Source organism: Patescibacteria group bacterium (assembly GCA_023473585.1).
GTDB lineage: Bacteria > Patescibacteriota > Microgenomatia > JAMCYU01 > JAMCYU01 > JAMCYU01.
Window position 1 is genome coordinate 1 of sequence record JAMCYU010000005.1, and the last position, 20,777, is coordinate 20,777.

The following is a 20,777-nucleotide window of genomic DNA, read 5'->3' on the forward strand; positions in this document are numbered from 1 at the left end:
CATCTTTGGATAATGAAGCTAGAGAAACATAAGACCCGGGAACGATTTTGTAGGCTCGCATATATGAGCCACTATAGCGACCATTCATTAGTTGTCAAACCGTTCTGGATCTATCGGAGCCTAGACAATAAGCTTTTTTTTAAAAGAATCTCTTCTTGTTCCAACCCAACTCTGAAAAAGGAATTTTAATCAATGAAGGTCAGGGCAACGCCTTTTTTGTCTAACCTTCCGGTTCTGCCAATCCTATGGATATACGCTTCGTATGACTCCGGCAAATCATAGTTAATAACGTGACTGACGTTAGGAATATCTAAGCCTCTGGAGGCAACGTCTGTGGCCAAAAGAATTTGGATCTCGCTTCTTTTGAATTTTTCCAAAGTTTTAATTCTTTGATTTTGCCTTTTGTTGCCATGGATGGCGTCGGCTTTAAAACCTCTTCTGACCAGCTCATCGGAAAGCTTTTGCACGCCATGCTTTGTCCGACCAAAAACAAGGACTTTCTCAAAGCCTTCTTTAATAAGAAGATCGTGGAGTTGGTCAATCTTCCGGCTGTGATCCGTAACCCTAATGGTGTTTTGCTCGATATTCTCGGCCGTTTCTTTTGTTTTAACGGAAACCGTAACCGGATTTTGAACAAAACTACTCAAAACTTCCCTTACTTTGCCGTCAATGGTCGCTGAGAAAAAAAGCGACTGACGCACTTTGGGAAGAAAGGAAATAATATTCTCGATGTCATGAATAAACCCAATATCAACCATACGATCCGCCTCATCAAGGACAACTGAACCAAAATCAAAAAGACTGAGATTTCTGGAACGAAGAAAATCTTGAATTCTCCCCGGCGTGCCGATGACAAAACTGGGATTCCTCCGAAGATCGTTCTTTTGCCTTGACATGTTCGCCCCTCCGATACAAAGCGCGCAGTCTATATTAAGACCTCTGGAAAAAGCGGAAAATTCATCCCTAATTTGGGTTGCCAGCTCGCGCGTTGGTGTCAATATTAAGATTTTCTGACTTCTGTCTTTTAAGACCTTATCTATAAGAGGGATTAAAAATGCCGCTGTTTTGCCTGTTCCGGTATTGGCGATTCCAACCAAATCTTTACCATTAAGGATCGGTTCAATGGCCTGATCCTGAATAGGAGTGGGTGATTTGTACCCTTTTTCAAAGATATTTCTTTTTAAGTCGGCAGAGATTGGAAAATCGGCAAAGGAGTGGGAGATAAGGTATTCCGGCTTTTTTTCATTGATTTCGGAATTGTTTATTAAATCAATCGGATTAAAGGCTTTTATCTTTCTTATCCCACGATTTTGACTGCCGTTAAACCGGTTAAAATTTTGTCTTTGGTATGCCTGTTTTCTAAGTTGTCCGTACATTTTTTAAATTTTAAAAGCAATTGAAAGAACAAAACTGCCTAAATAAGAAAGATATAAGGTTACGGAGAAAAGATACAAAAAAGAGTTAATAAACTTGAGGTATCTTTTTTCTAACGAAACAAAATATAGTTACATTTAAGCAGATTTCTTCTCTCAATCTGCAAGGGTAAAACCTATTATACTACGAAAAAGCTCATAAAGCAAACCGGCCCTCCCGAGCGAACCGGGCTAAGGCATTACTATCCTTTTTTATCAAGTTTAAATAATCTATTCGTTTCCTCTGAACTTGGCCAAAGCGTAATATTTTGGGAGTTAAATTTATCTCTTTTTATTTCGAGTATCATTTTTCTAACCATTCCAACAATAGCTTTGGTATCTGATGCCTTTTCATTCATTTGCGTCCTCGACATAATTTCATTTAAAAGTTGTTCGTCTTTTATCCATAGCGATAGTTCCAATGACATTTTATTCAGTTCTTCATAGTAGTTAATAAGTTCTTTTTCATCTAAAAAGTCTTTTTCGTGGCCTCTGTATTTTATCCATTTCGCGAAAAAAGTTGCTATTGTTTCCGCCTTTTGTCTTTGAAGCTGGGAAAATCTATAGTCTTCAAGTTTTTTATCGTATTCGTGTCGAATTGATTGCTCTAGGCGTATTTTTATCCAGTTTGCTAATAACCACTGAATAACACTCAAAAGTATGGCCAATACAGACGTCCCCAATAATAGTTGGCCAATAGTAGCTTGGATAATTGTTGCCATATTATCTCACCAGTATTATTTGCTTGCCATTAAGGAAAACAACAGTGGTATCTCAATCTTTTTATCTTTAAAGACGTACTGTCCCTGCTTATTTTGCTTCATCAAGCCCGAAAACTGATCATACATCGTAAAAGGAAATTCATGAACATATTTGATTTTCAACCCTTCACTTAAAAGCGCGTTAATGACATCGCTTAGCGTGTAACTCCAAAGATAGGTCTTGCCTTTAATTTTGGCCTGCCAATCTGCATAAGTACCGGGAGAATCATCAATATCCGGGCCTTTGTCAAAATATTTATAAGAAATTTTAAAGTCATCGCTTAAAATATTGGTGAAAGGATGAAGTTCGACCAGGTAAAAGATCCCGCCGGGTTTTAGAAAATGATTAATAATTTTTGCCCATTTTTTTAGATTTTTAAGCCAGCATAAAACTCCGTAAGAGGCAAAAATAATATCGAATTTTTTCTCCAAAACATTGGGTAAATTATAAATATCTGAAAGAATAAAAGTTGCCGGAAGATGAAACTCTTGACTTAATTTTCTGGCGGTTTCTATTGATTTCGAAGAAAAATCAACGCCGGTAACCATGGCCCCTTTTCGAGACCAGGAAAGTGTGTCTAGACCGAAATGACACATAAGATGCAGAAGGCTTTGACCGCGAACATCTCCCATTTCCTCTTTTTCAATAACGGTTAAACTGCTTTTTCTCTTTTTAAAACCGGCCAAATCGTAAAGTTTGGATCTTAAATGTATCGGCGTAACATTATTCCACCATTGCTTGTTGATTTGGGCGTAGTCCTTCACCAATCCAGTTTATCTCAATTGTCAGTTATTTGTCTAATTCAACTGTTGAATTACCTCATAAATTTTATGCAAATATCTTTTGTCTCCAATATTGTGTTCCGCCCTGGCGATGGGCAACAAATATTTATGGCGATTTAAAATCTCGCCAAAAGCTTCACGCACCCTGTTTTTCAACGACTTATCTTCTTTCCCTCCATATAGCATAAAGATTTTTTGGGCTTTAATCCGTTTGGCTAAACTTAAACACTTTAAATTCACAAAATCCTGATCATGTGGGTTTTGTTCTTTTTGCAAATCTTCTTCAAAATAGGGTGATAAGGAACAAAGAATTAAGCCGTCAGTTTTAACCTTGGTTGAGGTAATAAAAGCGATCATGGCTCCGTAAGAAAATCCGAGAAGATATTGCTTGCCAATTTTCTTTCCCAATCTTTTTTTCTTCAATTCGTGTAAAAAATAAGCGGTATTTTCGGCAATGGTCGTTTGTTGCCAAGGGATTGTCACGGGCACGGGAAGATAACCTTGGTTTTTAAGCATTTTGGCAATTTGCCGGTAGGCTTGATGCGTCGGCAGATGACGGTAGCCCGGAATAATATAAACGGCTTTTTCCATAATTTCCGGGCAGTTGGGGGATTATATCACAGGTAAAGCTTTTCTGTCTTTTGAGGAATAAACTGAGCCGGCGAAGTGTTTCGGGGCTTGGATTCGAACCAAGACTAGTAGCTTCAGAGGCTACTGTCCTACCGTTAGACGACCCCGAAATAGATTTACAAGGCTAATTTTAACACAATTTGGGGTTTTTGTCAGCTACTATATTGCTTTAAAGTAATATAGCGACTAACCAGTTCTTCTTTTCTGAACAAGATAATTAAACTGAGAGAAATATTTTTGCCATTGTCCGTCTGTTTGAAAGTATCGGTTATTACCAATAAAAAAATCGCAAAATAATTCCCTTGCCCGCAAAATTTCTTTTAGGCGGTTTCTATTGGAAGGGTCAGAAACAGTTAAATCAAAAAGCTCTAGCGCCCTAATAAAGGCCCCTTTTGCCGTCTCATTATCGCCTTTTGCCCGCCAAGAGATCGCTCGAAAAACCTCGCTCCCGATATTGGCCATCTGTTCAATTAAGTCCAGGTTATTCCATTTTCCAGAAGCAAGAGATAGGTGTTGAAAAGTCATTTTATAATTAAATTATCAACTATCTTGATAATTTTTTCTCTAATTTTTAAATCATCAATTCCCCTGCTGTTATTGCCGTAAGCTGGTCGTAGATTAATCATTGAATCAAACTCAATGAAATCTTCTCCTGTTTTTTTCGGATAAAGGTTTATTCCCCATAAATTTTCCTGTTTGGAACCACTATTTATAAGTAAAGTCTCTTCATCCGCATGTAGTTCTCCGTCAACGGCGATTATTTCTTTTTCGACATCAACCACAACTTTAACTAAATCTCCAAACGTCTTCTCGGCCATTTTTTTTAACTCTTCAAGGGTTATTTTTTTAGTAAAAATCTTCATAAATTTACTTTATTTTCTCAAGGCTTACTTGGAGACGATCGAGAGTTTCTGTCTTGCCCAAAACCTCCATCGTTTCAAAAAGAGGCGGGGTCACCGTTTTTCCGGTTAAGGCAATTCTTAAAATCATAAAAAGATCACCGTCTTTAAGACTTAATTCTTTCGCTACTCCCCGGCCTTCTTTTTCCAAATCCTGCTTTTTCCATGATTTTAATTTGTCAATTTTAAAAAGAAACAGATTTAAAGGGGTTTCCACTTCTTCTTTAGTTTTTCCCGATAAAAGTAAAGTCGGATCAACCGCAGGTTTTTTGAAGAAAAAGTCGGTGAAATTCTCAAAATCGGTGAGTTTTTTCATGCGCTCGACAACTAACGGCAGAATTTGGGCAATCTTCTCTTCCGGGTATTTTTTAAGATAGAATTCAAAGATTTGCTTGGCCAGCTGACGAATTGGTTTTTGTCTTAAATAGACGCCGTTTACCCAGTCTAATTTTTGCAGATCAAAAACCGGACCGGTTGTTTGAATTTTCTCGAGTTTTAATTTCTTAATAAATTCCTCTAAAGTGAAAATTTCCTTGGCTTCCGGGTGCGCCCAGCCCATCAGCGCCAGGTAATTAAGTATGGCCTCGGGCAGATAGCCCTGCTCGCGATACCAGGAAAGCCAAACCGGATTGTGCCTTTTGGAAAGTTTTGAGTGGTCAGGATTGCGAAGAAGCGGCAGATGGGCAAAAAAAGGCAACTCCCAACCCAAAGCCTTATAAATTAAAATATGTTTCGGTGTTGAGGAAATCCATTCTTCGGCCCGAATAATATGGGTTATCTTCATTAAGTGATCATCCGTAACCACCCCTAAATGATAGGTCGGAAAACCATCCGATTTTAAAAGAACCTGATCATCAATTAGGCCGTTTTCAAAAGTAATTTCACCCCTGATCAAATCAGTAAATTTTGTCTGTCCGGCCTGAGGAACTTTAAGTCTGATAACGTAGGGCGTTTTGTGTTTTAATTTTTGCCGTATTTCCTCGTTTTTTAAGGAGCGGCACCTTTGATCATATCGGGGCACCTCGCCGCGTTTTTGTTGAATTTCACGCATTTCCTCCAAAGTTTTGGTATCGCAAAAACAATAATAAGCCGCCCCCACCCTCACCAGTTCCTCGGCATAATTTTTATAAATTTTTAGCCTGTCTGACTGCCGATAGGGCGCATAAGGACCACCGATATCCGGTCCTTCATCATAAGCCAACCCTAACCAGCAAAGAGAATCCAAAATTCTTTCTTCCGAACCGGAAACCAAACGTGTCCTGTCGGTATCTTCAATTCTGATTAAAAATTTACCCTTATTTTGTTTGGCAAAAGCAAAATTGATTAAAGCCGTGTAGACATTGCCGATATGTAAGTCTTCGCCGGTCGGCGACGGCGCGATTCTGACGCGTACCATACAGATTGAATTTTAACATAAGAGGATGCTATACTCAATTTGCTGCCCAATGACAACCTTAACCGAAACAGCTTATTACACCAGAAAAGCCATTAATTGGGGCTTGATTGCCCTGGTTTTACTTTTTATTTTTAAAATTTTCCTTGATCTGACTCTTACAGCCTGGAAAAAAATTCATCCTCCGGCCCCGCCGCCGCCGACGGTTTCTTTCGGCAAATTACCGGCCTTGAAATTTCCCGCTGTCGAAAGTGACCCTTCCTCTCCTAAACTTAATTTTAAACTGGAAACTATTGACGGCAAAACACCGATCGCTTCTTCAACAGGAACGGTCTTTTTCATGCCTAAACCTTCTCCGAATTTGCTTTCTTTAAACAGGACTCAACAATTCGCCCAAAAAATGGGTTTTACCGCTGAACCCCAGGCCGAAAATCAAAATCTTTATCGGTGGCAGGACAACGAAATCCCGCAAAGAATCTTAAGGGTTGATATTGTCAACGGCAATTTTAAATTATCTTACGATTACGGGTCCGACCTGTCAGTCTTTACGGAAAAAAATCTGCCCAACCAAACAAAGGCCATGAACGAAACCACAAATTATCTGCAAAATTTAGGGCTTTTTTCCACTCCCCTGGAAAAAGGTGAAAATAAAGTCAGCTACTATCAGCTTATGGACAACAATCTTCTTCCGACAACGAGTTTGGCAAACGCTGACGCGGTCAGAATTGATTTGGGAAGAGAAGATTTATTGGGTTTAAAACTTCTTTCCGTCAAATATCCTCAAGAATTAATTAATCTGATTTTCTCCGGAAGCAAACAAACTAAAAAAAGATTTCTTGAACTAAACTATATTTTTTGGAAAATCGAGGAAGAACAATCGGCCACTTATCCTTTGAAAACATCGGCTCAGGCTTGGGAAGAGCTACGAAATGGCGGCGGTTTCATCGTGCGGCCGCCGGATGACAAACAAAACGTCATTGTGAGAAAAATCTATCTGGCCTATTTCTACCCTGAAGAGTACCAAAATTTTCTTCAGCCGATTTTCGTTTTTGAAGGCGACGGTAATTTCCTTGCCTTTATCCCTGCCGTCAGTCCTTCCTGGACGGCTCAATAATCTGCCAGGTAAAATTACCAAAGACCCAATTAATCAGCGTGTTTGTTTCTCCGAAACGATCCTGGCTTCCCAAAACCACGATTAAAATCTTTTTTCCGTTTTTATTAAGAGCCGTAATCAAACACTCACCGGCGTTTTCAGTCCAGCCGGTTTTAACCCCTAAAACACCGGGAATTTTCCCTAAAAGCGCGTTGACGTTTTCCAGTTTATAAAATCTGGTAAAACCGACGTCGTGAACCGTAATCGCCGGCGTACCGACAATTTTCGCGACCGTCGGGTTGTTTAGAGCGATTGTCGCCAGGCGGGCCAAATCGCGCGCCGAAGTGTAATGGGCGTTTTCTTCGAAACCGGCCGGATTAGTAAAATGAGTATCTTCTAAAGAAAATTCTCGGGCTTTTTGGTTCATTTTTTCCATAAAACGCTCATCGCCGCCGGGATAATTTTGGGCCAAAACAAAAGCGGCGTCATTGGCCGAGTGCACTAAAAGGCCATAAAGAAGATTTTCCACCGTTAGTTTGTCACCGACAGCCAAATCCATAGTCTTCCCTTCACTTATAACTTTCTCAACTAACAAAACGTCATCCAGTTTATATTGATCAAGAGCAACCAAGGCGGTCATTAATTTGGTCGTTGAGGCCGGCGCCAGTCTCATTTGAGGATTTTTTTGCAAAAGAACAATTTGCGAAGGTAAATCAATAACCAAAATGGCTTCGGCAGACAGTTGAGGAGACAAAACGCCACTTAAATTCATGGGGTATGGAGCTGGCGTTGGGATAGTCAGTGGAAAATCGAGAAGCGGCGGAATTTTTTCTTTTTCTTTTTTTTGATAAATATTCTGTCCCGGCAACAATAAAAAAAACAAAAGAATTAAACTTAATAAGAGCAGAGAAATTTTTGAAATCTCGTGAAGAGAATTTTTTTTCGCCATGACTATTTTTTCTTCTCGTTGAGTCTTCTGTCTATTCTTTCCATGTCTCTGGGGAAAAGACTGGCCAGACGGACATTTTCCAAACCTAAAATCTGCATCGTTATTCTTTCTGCCCCTAAACAAAACCCCCCTTCGGGCGGTATCCCATATTTAAAGGCTTGCAGATAAAGATCAAAATCCTCAGGTTTATTCCCCCATTTTCTAACATGGTCTAAAAGCATTTGATAATCATTGATTCTCCTCCCACCGGTAACCCATTCCAGACCCCTGCCTAACAAATCAAAACTATTGGTAAATTCCGGATCTTCCTCATCGGGAAAGGTATAAAACGGCCGTTTTTTCGTCGGGTAATGGGTGATAAAAATTAAATCCGACCCGTGTTCTTCAAGCGCGAAGCGGCAGATTTCTTTTTCGTCTTCCGGTTCCAAATCAGGTTCATGTCTATTATCTTTGCCTGTTCTTTTAAAAATAATTTCCTGCGCCTCTCTCATTTTAATTCTGGGAATCTTACTTGAAAGTTTCGGCAGGGTCGCGGAAAACAATTTAAGTTCCTCTTTATTTTCTTCTTCCACTTTTTGGAAAATAGCCCTCATTAACAGTTCTACCATATCCATGATGTCTTCAAAAGATTCGATGAATCCCATTTCCGCGTCCAGCCCGAGATATTCGGTCATGTGACGGGTGGTTATTGACGGTTCGGCTCTGTAGGCATGAGCCAAAGTAAAAACTCTTTCAAAAATTCCCACCATGATTTGTTTATAAAGCTGCGGAGATTGAGCTAAGTACGCCTCGTGTTCAAAATATTTTATTTTAAAAACTTGGGCGCCGCCCTCGGTGGCCGACGGAACGATCGTGGGAACCTGAATTTCCGTAAATCCCTGTTTTCTTAAAAATTCCCTAAAGCCTTCGATAATTGTTTCCTGAACTTTAAAAATGGCCCTGTTTTTTGGATGACGCAAACTTAAAGAACGAAAATCTAAAAGAGTCGGCAGACTGACCTTTAATTCTTCCTGTCCCATATCAAACGGCAATTCTTCAGCCTTGGTTAAAATTTTTACTTCTTTGACTTCAACTTCAACTTTGCCGGTTTGGATTTTTGCGTTAACCATATTCGTTGGTCTTTCCTTAACCAACCCGATGACCTCAACCACGTCTTCTGGTCTTAGTTCTTTTAATTCCGAACCGCCGACGACCTGAACAAGACCGCTTCGGTCACGAAGATCAATAAAAATAATCTTACCGTGATCCCTGTGGGTATTGACCCAACCGTAAAGTTTGACTTTTTGACCTATAAGTTTTGGGGTTTCAGAAATTTTGGTTCTTTCCATAGCCCGATTATAGGACTCTGGGTTTGATTTGACAATAAGTAAAGGCTATGATAAATATCATCATGCCTCCTCAAAGGAGGTTTTTTAATAAAGATGACCATAGAAATTTCTAGCCAATCAAGAAAGATCGAGGAAGAAAAGAGACGCGGCTACCTTCTCTTTAAAGTTGACGGTGCTAAAGATCATCTTGTTTGTCCTTGGCCTAAAGATTGGAAAATTCCCAGAAATGCGATTGTCGGATTAGGGATTCCGACCAACGAAGAACAATCCCTGGTGATTGCTTTTTCACCCAGCAGAGGTCTTCCTTCTCATGCCTTTTTAGACGCGACCATTCATCATATATGTCCTGACTGTTGTTATTTTTCTGCATCTCTTCGTTCCTATAGGGGCCATAGCATTTTAACGCTTTCGACTCTGACCGAAGAAGACAGGAAAAAAGCCGAAGAAGCCGGCGTTATTTATCAAAATCCAGATCAAGTCTTAACCGACGCTGATTTAAAAGTAATTGCTGAAGCTTTGGGCGCTTGTGAATATACTTTTGCTTTAGAATCTCGTCATATACGGGCCATGCACGAACCTCTTGGCGGTATCGATTATTTACGTCGAAAGTTGCAAACGACTTCCGGAGATTAGTCTTCTAATTTGATGTCTTTGATTTTAAGATCCAATTTTTTTTGTCCTTGCCACTCGTCAACGGATAAAGTATAGGCAATGTCAATTTTTTGCTCCCTGGAAAGTTTGGTAAAAAAATCACCTAAACCAAAAGCAACCGCCGAAATGGTTATGGGTAGCGAGTTTTGAGTTATGAGTAATCTTAAATGTTTGCCGTCGGCGCCGATTTTTTTGGCTTCCTTAACTAAGACACAACGGCTGACAAAAACCGGTTCGGGATTGCCTAAACCGAAAGGCGCAAATTGGGTCAATTTTTCAAAAAGTTCAAAACTTAAGACTTTGAGATTTATCTCGCAATCAAACTTTAAAACTCTGGTTAATTTTTCCTCATCCAGCTCCTGGTCGGCAATTTCGGTTAAACGTTTTTTAAAAAGTTCCAAGTGTTTCGTTTTAATGGTAAAACCGGCCGCCATCGGGTGTCCGCCGGCATCAATTAAAAGATCCTCGGCTTTCCGGATGGTTTCGATAATATTAAAACCGTTAATCGATCTGGCCGATCCCTTGCTGTAGACTTCGCCTTCGGCGATGACGATTGAAGGCCGGTAAAATTTTTCGACCAATCTTCCGGCGACCAAACCGATGATTCCCTGGTTATAAGACCGGTGGGAAATATAAAGAAGATGGGCTTCTAAAGGACTTATCCCCATTTGTTTTTTTAATAAATCTTCGGCGTGAAGAATCGTTTCCTCCATTAGTTTTTGCCGGTCACGATTAGTGACTTCTAATTCCCGAGCTAAACTTCTGGCCTTATCCTCATCTTTCGTACATAAAAGTCTTAAAGCATCCAGGGCGTGGGTTAATCTGCCCATGGCGTTTAGTCTTGGCGCCAAAACGTGGCTGATATCATAAACGCTGATTTTTTCTTTGTTTATCTGCGCCTCTTTGATTAAGGCGTTAAGGCCTAATCTTTGGGTTTTCCTTAATTTTTCCAAACCATATTTAACCAAGATCCGATTCGTCCCTGTTAAGGAAACCATGTCGGCGACGGTTGCTATCGCTACCAGATCAAGGTAATCTTCGATTTCAAGTTTATCTTTAACGATTTCACGCGCCAACATCCAGGCCACTCCTGTCCCGCAAAGATTGGTCGTATGAACAATGGCCAAAGCTTTCGGCCGTTTTTTCGAAGCCACGTGATGATCGGTGATAATGACGTCTATGCCCAGTTTTTGGCAGTATTCGATTTTCTCCAGACTGCCGATTCCATGATCAACGGTTAAGATTAAGTCAACATTATATTCCTGCTTAAGAAAGTCAATGCCTTTTTGGGAAAGTCCGTAGCCTTCTTCAACCCGATGCGGAATATAGGGCATGACTTTCGCCCCCAATCTATATAGGGTTTCCCACAAAATGGCAGCCCCGCAAACGCCGTCGGCATCATAATCGCCATAAACCACGACCGACTCCTGCTTTTCTATGGCCTTTTTGATTCTTAAAACGGCTTTCTTCATTTGCAGAGGCTTAATTCCCAAGCTTCTAAAATCCAAACCTGAAGGTTGAGGAGGATTTAAGAAATCATTGATTTCTTTTTTCGTTTTTAAAAAACGATTCCGAAGAAGAATTTTTAAAATTTCTTCCGGGGTCTTATTTTGTTGACAACTTCCCCGATCAAGCCCTTGCCATTTTTTCATATATTTATCTTTGATATAATAACATTATGACCTATAAACTTCCACCTTCAGCGCAAAAAGTCCTGACGACCATGAAAAAAGCCGGTTTCGAAACTTATGCCGTCGGCGGTTCGGTCAGAGATCTTCTTATGGGAAGACCCACAAAAAATTGGGATTTTACGACTAGCGCTGTTCCTTCGGAGATTTTAAAAATTTACCCCGACGGGTTTTATGACAATGCGTTTGGTACCGTCGGTGTCGCCTTAGAAAACGGCGAAATTTACGAAATCACGACTTTTCGGACGGAAAGTAATTACAAGGATCATCGTCATCCGGAAAAAGTCTTATGGGGCCAAACTTTGCTAGAAGATTTGGGAAGACGGGACTTTACCGTTGGCGCCATCGCCTTTGACGGCAAAAATTTCATTGATCCCTATAACGGCCAAAAAGATCTTAAAGATAAAATTATCCGTACTGTCGGCAACCCCAACCAACGCTTTGCCGAAGACGCGTTAAGACTGATGCGCGCCATAAGAATTGCGACCGAACTGGAGTTTTTGCTTGAAGCGGAAACTTTTGCGGCGATTGTCGCTAACGCTGCCTTAATTAGAGAAATATCTTCTGAAAGAGTCAAGGAAGAACTCTTGAAAATTTTAGCGACCGATCATTCGGCCGACGGCATTGCGCTTTTAAAAAACGCCGGTCTTTTGCAGAAAATTTTGCCGGAAGTTGAAAAAGGCTTTGGCGTTAACCAGGTTTCACCCGGAAGACACCATCTTTATGATGTCGGCACGCATTCTTTCCTGTCGCTTAAATTTTGTCCGTCTCAAGATCCGTTGGTTCGCCTGGCGACTTTAATTCACGATATCGGTAAACCAGCCACTTTTAAACAAGACGAAAAAGGTTTAATTACTTTTTACAATCATGAAGTTATCGGCGCTTCTTTGGCCCGCCATCTGGCAGACAGACTTAAGCTTTCAAAAAAAGACCGTGACCGTTTAGTTACCATGGTCCGCTGGCATCAATTTTCCGTTGATGAGAAACAAACCGATTCGGCGTTGCGCCGGTTTATAAGAAGGGTCGGAAAAGAGAATCTTAAAGACATGTTGGATTTACGCATCGGCGATCGCTTGGGCGGCGGCGCCAGAGAAACTTCTTGGAGATTAAAGCTTTTTATAAAACGCCTGGATGAGGTTCAAAAACAGCCTTTTACCGTCGCCGATCTGAAAGTTGACGGCCATGATGTTATGGAAATTTTAAATCTTGACTCCGGTCCAAAGGTCGGAGAAATTTTAAATATGTTATTTAATGAAGTCGTCGAAAAAGGTGAACCCAACGAAAGAAGTTCTTTATTAAAGAAAATTAAAAACTTAACCTCTTAACTTTCTTTTTCTCTCTTCCCATTTTTGCCAGAGAACCAGAATCGGGGTGGCCACAAAGGGCGAGGAATAAGTGCCGGAAATCGTTCCAACCAAAAGAGCCAAGATAAAAAATTTCGTTGTTTGTCCGCCCAAAAGCAAAAGCGCCAAAAGCATAAAAACAATCGTTAGAGAATTATTTAAAGACCTTCCCATCGTTTCCGTGACCGCTTTATTTGTCATGGTTTCAAAATCGCCCCCGGGATTTTTCCTTAAAGTTTCCCTGATTCTATCAAAAACGACAATCGTATCGTGAACAGAAAAGCTCATGGTGGTTAAAACCGCCGTTACAAAAAGCGTGTCGATTTCAACTTTCCAAAAATGTCCCAAAAGGGAAAAAATTCCCACCATAACCAAAACATCATGGAAAAGCGCCAAAATCGCGGAAACGCCGAATTTTAAATTTTTAAAAGCATAAGCCACGTAAGAGAGAATACCCAAAATGGCTAAGATCGCCGCAATAAAGGTTTTTTGTAAAAGTTCCTGACCTAAAATCGGGCCGACGGTCTCAAATCTCGTTTGCTGAATTGGAGGATATTCTTTTTTCAAAACTTCTATGATCTTTTCATTTTGCTCCGAAGTTATCGTTTTTAATCTTAGCAAACAAGTTTTTTCTCCTGACGACTGAAGAGTTCCTAAATCAACATTATTTTCCGAAAAAATTTGTCTCACTTTAGCAGCCACCCCAGCGTCCTGGCATTGAACATTGGTTATTTCCATTAGGGTTCCGCCGACAAAATCAATTGAGGGTTTAAAACCCCATTTGAAAAGAGAAAAAAGACCGGGAACTAAAACCAAACTTGAGATTAAAAGATAGACCCATTTATAACGCATAAAAGGAATCATTTTTGTACCTGGGAAGACATAAAGCCTTTCCAGCTCCCTTTAAAAAAGACGCGGATTAAAGTTCTGGTGACAATAATCCCCGTAAATAAACTCAGCAAAACACCGACGGCCAAATTAAGAGCAAAACCCCTAACCATACCAAATGAAGGTAAAAAACCCCAACCCATGGGGTTAAAAAGTATAAAACAGGTTAAAAGAGTCGTAAAATTAGCATCCCTGATTGAATCCCAGGCCCGGCCAAAACCCAATTCCATGGCTATCTGCCACTGTTTTCCGCTTCTTAATTCTTCCTTCATTCTTTCGAAAATTAAAATATTGGCATCAACGGCCATCCCGATTGATAAAATAAAACCGGCAATCCCGGGCAAAGTTAGAGTGATGGGTATTATTTTAAATATCGCCAACGATAAAAGACCGTAAATCATCAAAGCGACATCCGCTAAAAAACCCAAAGAGCCATAATACAACCACATAAAGACCATGACCATGCCTAAACCAAGAGCGCCGGCGCGGAGACTTTTTTGCACCGATTCCTGTCCCAGGGTTGCGCCCACCGATCGCTCTTCCAAAACTTTAATCGGCACCGGCAAAGCTCCGGCATTAAGTTGTCGGGCCAGTTTTTTAGCCTCATCCGTCGTAAACTGACCGGTAATTCTGCCCTTACCGCCGGTAATGGGTTCCTGAACCGTCGGATCAGAAATAATCTTTTCATCAAGAAAGATCGGCATTCTTTGATTAACCAGTCTCGTGGTTAAATCACTGAATTTTTTGCCGCCTTCATCGGTAAATTCAATCGCCACATAAGGATTACCGTCATTGGGATCAAATTCAATCGCAGCTCTTTTCAAATCTTTGCCGGTAATTCCGGTTTCCTTGGTATTGTTAAGGGAAAAATCGGCACTCTGGGTCGAAATCCATTCACGAAACTCCAATTTGGCGGTTTGACCGATCTCCGCTATCGCCCTGTCTTTCTCTTTAATTCCGGGAAGCTCGACAATGATTCGAAAACTTTCGCCGACTTTAGCCGACTGAACAACGGGTTCAGTCAAACCATAAAAATTAACCCGGCGTTCGATCACCGATCTGGCAGAATCCAAAGCCTGATTCCGATCTTGATCCTTAATCTCTTTCATGTCCGCTTCAAGAATTAAATGAGTTCCTCCCTGAAGATCCAAACCCAAATGGGTATAGATTTCTTTACTGATTTTAAAACTGCCCAAAGCAAAATTAAAATCAGGGGCGGAAATAACCTGGTCAATTTTAAATTGACCCAAAGTCAGTTTCAAAGGATAGTTTTTAGGTAAATCAATAAAAAAAGACAAAACCGTCAAGAAGATAATTAAAAGTAAAAGCCTTTGTGGTCTCATGAGGGCATTATATAATATCTAAAAGAGATGTCAAAGATAAAATTTAAGTTTTTTTTCTCAAAGAGAGAATATTTTCGGAAAGAGGCAATTGTTGAGCTCCGAAAAATTTATACAAAATTTCGGCTTTTTCCGGCCGGGCAAAAACTTTAACGCTCTCGCCGGCTTTAATGCCCAAACTTTTACCAAAATCCGCCGGCACCACGACCGCCAGACTGTTTCCGGTTTTTAAGATTTTTTGGACCATTTAGGAAATCAACTCCTCCTCATCACCTATGATCATAACGCGTAACCCGCTTAGAATATCGGTGATAAAAGGATCGCGTCTTTTCTTGCGAAATTCAAACTCGTCTTCGGTCATCACCGTATAATTAATTTCCTTGTCGCGCCTGGCCTCTTCACTCCGAACAATTTGGGCCAATTCCGGTAAAACGATGTTGCCGACAACCAAAAGGTCAACTTTTTCTCCGGTAGCTTGCGTGCCGCGGATAAAATTTCCGGATAACATCGCAAATTTAACTCTGCCCAGTTTGGCTCTGTTTTTAAGAAGATCAAAACCCAAGCCTTTGGTTTTGGCCACCAATTCTAAGAGCTCGAAATAAAGAGGATAATCGCGGCGAAAAGTATAATAAAGCCTGTTGGCACGGGGCTCTTTAGAAACCATGCTCGCCTTCTCCATATGAGCCAATTCCCTTCTTACGGCATTGATTTCCTCGTCGGTCTGTCTGACCATTTCTCTAACATGGAAAATTTTACCGGGACTTCCTAAAAAAAGTTCAAGAAGTTTAACCCGAACGCGAGAGATAATTAAATCCTCAAGCATAGACTCTCCTTTTCGGGCAGTCCGCCATTCTTGGCGGAAAAAATTATTGATATTTAATTTCTGTCCCTGTGGCTAAAACCTCGAGCCAAATTTGCCCTCGATTAAATTCAATTTCCTTACCCTTACTGTCATAAAATTTCGTTCTGGCGGTTCTGGATTTTTTCTGCCAGGTTCCTTCAATTTTCTGGCCGTCGAGTAAAATTGCTGCCTTGCCGCTTCCAATCGTCTCGTAAAGAACATGAGCGTGTTCATCAACGCCGTCGGTTTCTTTGGTAAACTGCAAAACAATATTTTTGGCTGTTAATTGCTGATTTTCTTCTAAATCATTATGAGGAACACCGCCATTAAAACGTTTATAGCTGTTTTCCGACTTATTATATTCCCAACGGACACCATATTCTTTTTCGTAACCCTTCCAGGCGGCAAATTCGGCAGAAAAAGTGGCCGGCCGATCGGCTTCCTTGGCATCGTCTTTAAATTTCCAGGGTTCAAAAGATTTATTCCAGGCAATTCCGTCCTCATCAACATTCGTCCACTTTTTTTCCTTGGCGATGTCATATAAATTATCGGAAAGACAGATCATTTGGTGTTCGGTCGCGACCGGGTGATTAAGCCGGTCGGGATTACGGTAACAATCGGGGAAACCAATCCCGAACTGGTCTAAATCTTTAATCCCATATTGATCAATTTGACAAAGGGCTTTAGCCCGAGGATCAACCGTCGGGTCATTACACCGGCCGGCGCCACCGACATGATTATATAAAGCGTCATATTCGGAGACCCAATCAACGAAATAAGTCCGAGCGGAACGAACCGGACCCATGGTTAAATTTTTCGCCGCGACAGCGCAATAAAAAACGCCCATAAATCTGGTAATCCCACCTTCGGCAACGGCTTCATAAATAATATCGGCTCTGGCTAAGCCCGATTGGGGTCTGGCTTCGACGTGATTTTCAATCATGACCGCCAGGGGCCGGCGCGTCTCCCAAACATCTTTTTCATTTTTCGTGAATTTAGCGCCGTTTAAAATACAGGTTTCCGTTTTTGGCCCGGAAATATCAAATTTAAAACCGGTCGCTTTGTCAGCCAACGGCGAGGCCACTTCTTGAGCGCCTCTGGTTTTTAAAGAATTAAAAACGGCGTAAGAAAGACCGGTCGAAACTAAATAAAGGACTAAACCCGTCACGATTGATAAAACTAGTTTCTTTTTTTCCATTTTTACTCCTTTGTTTAAGAAATCTTTTCAGCTATTCTAATTGTTTCTTTTTCTTCATGGGAAAGCTCATGTTCCTTTCCCTGTCCCTTGCTGATCGTTTTTCCGTACCATCTGGTTCCTGTCCGACCATGAAGAGAGGTTAAAACCACACCGTCATTTTCTCCGTTTAAAAGGGCTAAAACAAAACTCTGGTCGCTGCCGACCTCGTTAAAAGGATTGAAACGCAAAAGACCGACCTTCTGAATATGAGTTAAACTTTCAATTTTCTGTAATTCCGTTTTTTTCTTTAATTCCTCAATCTGCTGTTTTGAAATTTCCATGTCTTTCAAAATCTTTTCGAGAATTTCGCTTAGATTTTTTTTATTTGTTCTGGCAATCAACCGATTATAATGTTTTTTTAATTTGAAATAGAGAAAAGAGAGAATCCCAAGCCAGACAAAGAAAACTGACAGAATAAAGAAAACTGCTTGTTGGTTTAAATTGAACACCATCGTTGCTCAGCCATTGTATTAACTTCCTACTTTTTTGTCAAGACATTAATTCAGTTGTTTTATTTGACTTTATGATCACAAATATGCTATATCTTTTTTCGTGCCTAAAAAAACCAGACAAGAAAAAATTATTGCCGAATTGCGTAGAAAACTTGAAACCACAAAAGCTCAAGGCCCGGAAACGGAACCAAGAATTACCGATCTTCGGGTAGATCAAAAGATTAATTCAGGCTATCGTTTACCCGACCAACCAATATCTTCTCCAAAGACATCAACGATAACAATGCCGTCAACGGCAGACATTATAAGAGACCTTAAAAAAACTTTTTTGTTGACCGGACTTGCAATCAGCTTTGAAATTATAGTATATTGGTTGACAGAACTTGGCGGAAATAAATTATTACATATTTTTAAATAGTTCACAGAGTAACAAGATATAATCTGCGGCAAGCGTTGGTTAGAGAGTGCCGCTTGCCGTATCAATTTAGGGAAAATCGTTGGGAAAAAACCGCTAGGTTTTGTCCCATTTGAAGGGAGGTGAAGAAATTTATGGCCAGTATGTATTGTGTTAAATGCCGCGCCAAAAGAGATGATCCGAACGCACAACCAGTCACGATGAAAAATGGCAAACCAGCTTTAAAAGGCAAGTGTCCGGTCTGCGGTACGGGTATGTATAAGATAGGCGCCGCGTAAATCTCTTAATTTCTTTAGGAGATCTTTTAAAGAAAATTAAAAAACCCGACCTTTTATTTTTTGGTCGGGTTTTGGGTTTTTAAAGAAGTTGTTCTTTAGGCCGATATTGCAAAGCTTCGGCGATATGCGTCGCCGAAATTTCTTTTTCACTTTCCAAATCGGCAATGGTTCTTCCTAATTTGATAATTCGATAGTAACTCCTGGCGGACAAATTCATTTGCATGACGGCCTGACGTAAAAGATTAAGGCACTCGGTGGATAATTCACAAAATTGCTTGACTTCTTTAGTTCCCATTTCCGCATTATTTTTAAGATTTATTCCTTTGAATCTTTTCGTTTGTTGGTCTCTGGCTTTTTGGACTCTTTTTTTAATCTCTTTTGAGTTTTCCGTTTTAAATTTTGAGTTTTCCGTTAGTTTTTCTATCTTGACGGCCGGAACCTCAAGATGTAAATCAATTCTGTCCATAATCGGTCCGGAAATTCTTTTTTGATAGCGGATAATTTGTCCGGGCAAACAAAGACAGGTTTTGACGGGATCGCCCAAATAACCGCAGGGACAGGGATTGGCGGCGGCGACTAAAATAAATTTCGCCGGAAAACTGACCTGGCCGGCCGCCCGGGAAATCGTCACAATCCCATCTTCAATGGGCTGACGCAAAGCTTCCAAGACGCCTCTGGGGAATTCCGAAAATTCGTCCAAAAATAAAATGCCCCGATGGGCTAAAGAAATTTCTCCGGGCATGGGATGAGTACCACCGCCGATTAAACCGATGCGGGAAGTCGTATGATGCGGCGCCCGGAAAGGACGATTTTTAATGATCGATTCACCCGGCGGCAGATTGCCGGTGATCGAATAAATTTTTGTCACTTCCAAAGCTTCTTCTTCGGTTAAGTCCGGCAAAATGCCCGGAAGAGCCCGGGAAAGCATCGTCTTTCCGGCGCCCGGAACACCTCTCATAAAGATATTGTGCCCGCCGGCGGCGGCAATTTCCAAGGCCCGTTTAACGTGTTCTTGCCCTTTAATATCGGCAAAATCAAACTCCGCCAGAACACCGGTTTTTAATTTGGCAAAAGTAAGATGTTTTTGCGACGTGATTTTTTCGTCGGTTGTTAAATGATGAAAAAGCTGCAGAAGAGAAACCACGGGCATAACTTTGATACCATTAACCACGGCTGCCTCAAGGCTGTTGACGCTGGGCAGAAAAACCTGATCAAATTTTTTTTCTTTAGCCAGAATCGTCATCGGCAAAACACCGTTGGTATGACGCAGACTGCCGTCAAGCGAAAGCTCGCCTAAAACTAAAGTTTTCGTCAAATCAGCGGTTAGTTGACCGGAGGCGATTAAAAGACCCAAAGCTATGGGCAAGTCAAAACCCGGGCCTTCTTTGGGTAAATCGGCGGGGGCCAAATTTACGGTGATTCGCTTCGGCGGAAAATCGGCACCGGAATTTTTTAAAGCGCTTCTTACTCTTTCTTTGGCTTCCTCAACCGCCTTATCGGGAAGACCGACGATGGTAAAAGAAGGCAGACCCTGCGAGGCAATATCAACCTCAACCTCAATCGGTACACTTTCCAAACCCACCGTCGCCCCGGAAAAAACCTTCGCCAACATGATTTAATTGTCTCAAATAAAAATGAGAATCTCAAGACGACTTTCAAGATTTAATACTCTTTTAGAATCTCTTGCCGTAAGTTTAAAAAACTGGTTATGTCTTTTTGCGAAACATCCAGATGGATACTCCGCCAAAAAGAAGTCATATCCTCGTAGGCTTGACGTGTATAAGTGATGCCAACTTTGGCAACTAAGTCAAGAAGTCCTTTTAAAGGAAAGGCTGCAAAGTTATCTTCTCCTCCAATAAAGACAAATCCTTCTGGATCTTCATCACCTTCACCCGGCCATCCTCCCGAAAAAACAACTTTTCCTTTTGAAACGCGAATCATTTCTAAAATAGACCAGGCGGCTTCTTTGCCGTTTTGGGCATATAAAGGCATCCCCATTGAGGAAATAACCAGGTCAAAACAATTATCCTTAAAAGGTAAAGAAATGACGGCGTCCGCAGCAATAATTCTTCCCGGAAATCGAGCCGCTATCTTTGCCAGCTGTTTTTTTCTCCAGCTAAGATTACCACCAGTTTCCAAAGTCGGCAAAATATCTATCCCCGTATAATCCAAACCCTCAATCATGGCCTGGCTAACAGCATTACCACCGCCAACACAAACATTAAGGATTTTCCTGCCAATTAGGTCTTTCCATTTTAAATTAAGAAGACATAAAAATCCCCGACTTGCCACCCTCGCTATAATCGGAAGTCAATGCACGGTTAGTTGATAATCCAAATTCTCCCACACTAATAAAAGGACAAGCTTCTCTAACAATCATGACGCTATTTTAACAT

23 protein-coding genes and 1 tRNA gene are annotated in these 20,777 nt (G+C 40.9%); 5 read left to right on the forward strand and 19 right to left on the reverse strand.

The genetic code is table 11. The features are described 5' to 3' along the window. Nucleotides 1–185: 185 nt before the first annotated feature. The 8 genes from M1575_02165 to gltX all read right to left on the reverse strand — a co-directional run bounded on the left by M1575_02165 (nt 186) and on the right by gltX (nt 5,881). The gene (locus M1575_02165; protein MCL5095508.1) at nt 186–1,376 is read right to left on the reverse strand and encodes a DEAD/DEAH box helicase; all 1,191 of its coding nucleotides are present in this window, start codon (nt 1,374–1,376) and stop codon (nt 186–188) included. Nucleotides 1,377–1,615: 239 nt separating this feature from the next. Beyond that, a complete protein-coding gene (locus M1575_02170) occupies nt 1,616–2,134 on the reverse strand; it encodes a hypothetical protein (GenBank protein ID MCL5095509.1) in 519 nt (172 codons plus the stop codon). 15 nt (nt 2,135–2,149) lie between these two features. Next, on the reverse strand, nt 2,150–2,938 hold the full coding sequence (locus M1575_02175) for a methyltransferase domain-containing protein (protein ID MCL5095510.1): 789 nt from the start codon (nt 2,936–2,938) through the stop codon (nt 2,150–2,152). 33 nt (nt 2,939–2,971) lie between these two features. Then, the gene (locus M1575_02180; GenBank protein ID MCL5095511.1) at nt 2,972–3,547 is read right to left on the reverse strand and encodes a hypothetical protein; all 576 of its coding nucleotides are present in this window, start codon (nt 3,545–3,547) and stop codon (nt 2,972–2,974) included. A gap of 78 nt (nt 3,548–3,625) precedes the next feature. Continuing rightward, nucleotides 3,626–3,696 (reverse strand) — tRNA-Gln (locus M1575_02185). Between the two features lie 76 nt (nt 3,697–3,772). Then, nucleotides 3,773–4,111: a hypothetical protein gene (locus tag M1575_02190; GenBank protein MCL5095512.1), complete on the reverse strand. Its 339-nt coding sequence runs from the start codon at nt 4,109–4,111 to the stop codon at nt 3,773–3,775. Beyond that, on the reverse strand, nt 4,108–4,449 hold the full coding sequence (locus M1575_02195; protein MCL5095513.1) for a DUF5674 family protein: 342 nt from the start codon (nt 4,447–4,449) through the stop codon (nt 4,108–4,110). The genes M1575_02190 and M1575_02195 overlap by 4 nt, the downstream gene beginning before the upstream one ends. Nucleotides 4,450–4,453: 4 nt before the next feature. After that, nucleotides 4,454–5,881 carry a glutamate--tRNA ligase gene (gltX, locus tag M1575_02200; protein MCL5095514.1) on the reverse strand — a complete coding sequence of 476 codons (1,428 nt, stop codon included), beginning with the start codon at nt 5,879–5,881 and terminating at the stop codon, nt 4,454–4,456. Between the two features lie 49 nt (nt 5,882–5,930). Between gltX and M1575_02205 the strand changes: the two genes are divergently transcribed. Beyond that, on the forward strand, nt 5,931–6,992 hold the full coding sequence (locus M1575_02205; protein MCL5095515.1) for a hypothetical protein: 1,062 nt from the start codon (nt 5,931–5,933) through the stop codon (nt 6,990–6,992). On the opposite strand, the gene M1575_02210 is transcribed toward M1575_02205, so the two are convergent. Together M1575_02210 and aspS are read right to left on the reverse strand one after the other, a co-directional pair. After that, the gene (locus M1575_02210; GenBank protein MCL5095516.1) at nt 6,967–7,920 is read right to left on the reverse strand and encodes a D-alanyl-D-alanine carboxypeptidase; all 954 of its coding nucleotides are present in this window, start codon (nt 7,918–7,920) and stop codon (nt 6,967–6,969) included. The genes M1575_02205 and M1575_02210 overlap by 26 nt on opposite strands. A 2-nt stretch (nt 7,921–7,922) precedes the next feature. Beyond that, complete coding sequence (aspS, locus tag M1575_02215; protein MCL5095517.1) at nt 7,923–9,248, reverse strand: aspartate--tRNA(Asn) ligase; 1,326 nt, start codon at nt 9,246–9,248, stop codon at nt 7,923–7,925. Nucleotides 9,249–9,341: 93 nt separating this feature from the next. Between aspS and M1575_02220 the strand changes: the two genes are divergently transcribed. Further along, nucleotides 9,342–9,881, forward strand: coding sequence for a hypothetical protein (locus M1575_02220; protein MCL5095518.1), 540 nt, complete (start codon nt 9,342–9,344; stop codon nt 9,879–9,881). Here the strand turns inward: M1575_02220 and recJ are convergent. Next, complete coding sequence (gene recJ / locus M1575_02225) at nt 9,878–11,551, reverse strand: single-stranded-DNA-specific exonuclease RecJ (GenBank protein ID MCL5095519.1); 1,674 nt, start codon at nt 11,549–11,551, stop codon at nt 9,878–9,880. The genes M1575_02220 and recJ overlap by 4 nt on opposite strands. 26 nt (nt 11,552–11,577) lie before the next feature. Between recJ and M1575_02230 the strand changes: the two genes are divergently transcribed. Then, nucleotides 11,578–12,912, forward strand: coding sequence for an HD domain-containing protein (locus M1575_02230; GenBank protein ID MCL5095520.1), 1,335 nt, complete (start codon nt 11,578–11,580; stop codon nt 12,910–12,912). Here M1575_02230 and secF read toward each other — a convergent pair. From secF to M1575_02260, 6 genes are read right to left on the reverse strand one after another with little or no spacing between them, the layout of a single operon-like run. Beyond that, nucleotides 12,901–13,782, reverse strand: a complete 882-nt coding sequence (gene secF / locus M1575_02235; protein MCL5095521.1) for a protein translocase subunit SecF — start codon at nt 13,780–13,782, stop codon at nt 12,901–12,903. The genes M1575_02230 and secF overlap by 12 nt on opposite strands. Before the next feature lie 8 nt (nt 13,783–13,790). Further along, complete coding sequence (gene secD, locus M1575_02240) at nt 13,791–15,161, reverse strand: protein translocase subunit SecD (protein ID MCL5095522.1); 1,371 nt, start codon at nt 15,159–15,161, stop codon at nt 13,791–13,793. 43 nt (nt 15,162–15,204) lie between these two features. After that, nucleotides 15,205–15,405, reverse strand: a complete 201-nt coding sequence (locus M1575_02245) for an AbrB/MazE/SpoVT family DNA-binding domain-containing protein (protein MCL5095523.1) — start codon at nt 15,403–15,405, stop codon at nt 15,205–15,207. After that, entirely contained in the window at nt 15,406–15,981 is a 576-nt protein-coding gene (locus M1575_02250) for a hypothetical protein (protein MCL5095524.1), read from the reverse strand. It abuts the gene before it with no gap. Nucleotides 15,982–16,024: 43 nt separating this feature from the next. Next, the gene (locus M1575_02255) at nt 16,025–17,197 is read right to left on the reverse strand and encodes a DUF3048 domain-containing protein (protein ID MCL5095525.1); all 1,173 of its coding nucleotides are present in this window, start codon (nt 17,195–17,197) and stop codon (nt 16,025–16,027) included. Between the two features lie 14 nt (nt 17,198–17,211). Continuing rightward, nucleotides 17,212–17,688, reverse strand: a complete 477-nt coding sequence (locus M1575_02260) for a DUF4446 family protein (protein ID MCL5095526.1) — start codon at nt 17,686–17,688, stop codon at nt 17,212–17,214. A gap of 100 nt (nt 17,689–17,788) precedes the next feature. Between M1575_02260 and M1575_02265 the strand changes: the two genes are divergently transcribed. Both M1575_02265 and M1575_02270 read left to right on the forward strand, forming a co-directional pair. Next, nucleotides 17,789–18,106, forward strand: a complete 318-nt coding sequence (locus M1575_02265; protein MCL5095527.1) for a hypothetical protein — start codon at nt 17,789–17,791, stop codon at nt 18,104–18,106. Nucleotides 18,107–18,237: 131 nt separating this feature from the next. After that, complete coding sequence (locus M1575_02270; GenBank protein MCL5095528.1) at nt 18,238–18,381, forward strand: DUF5679 domain-containing protein; 144 nt, start codon at nt 18,238–18,240, stop codon at nt 18,379–18,381. Between the two features lie 79 nt (nt 18,382–18,460). Here the strand turns inward: M1575_02270 and M1575_02275 are convergent, their stop codons facing one another. Then, complete coding sequence (locus M1575_02275; protein MCL5095529.1) at nt 18,461–19,993, reverse strand: YifB family Mg chelatase-like AAA ATPase; 1,533 nt, start codon at nt 19,991–19,993, stop codon at nt 18,461–18,463. Nucleotides 19,994–20,043: 50 nt separating this feature from the next. Continuing rightward, nucleotides 20,044–20,673 (reverse strand): class I SAM-dependent methyltransferase, encoded by a 630-nt coding sequence (locus M1575_02280; protein MCL5095530.1) that lies wholly within the window; start codon nt 20,671–20,673, stop codon nt 20,044–20,046. Nucleotides 20,674–20,777 lie beyond the last annotated feature (104 nt).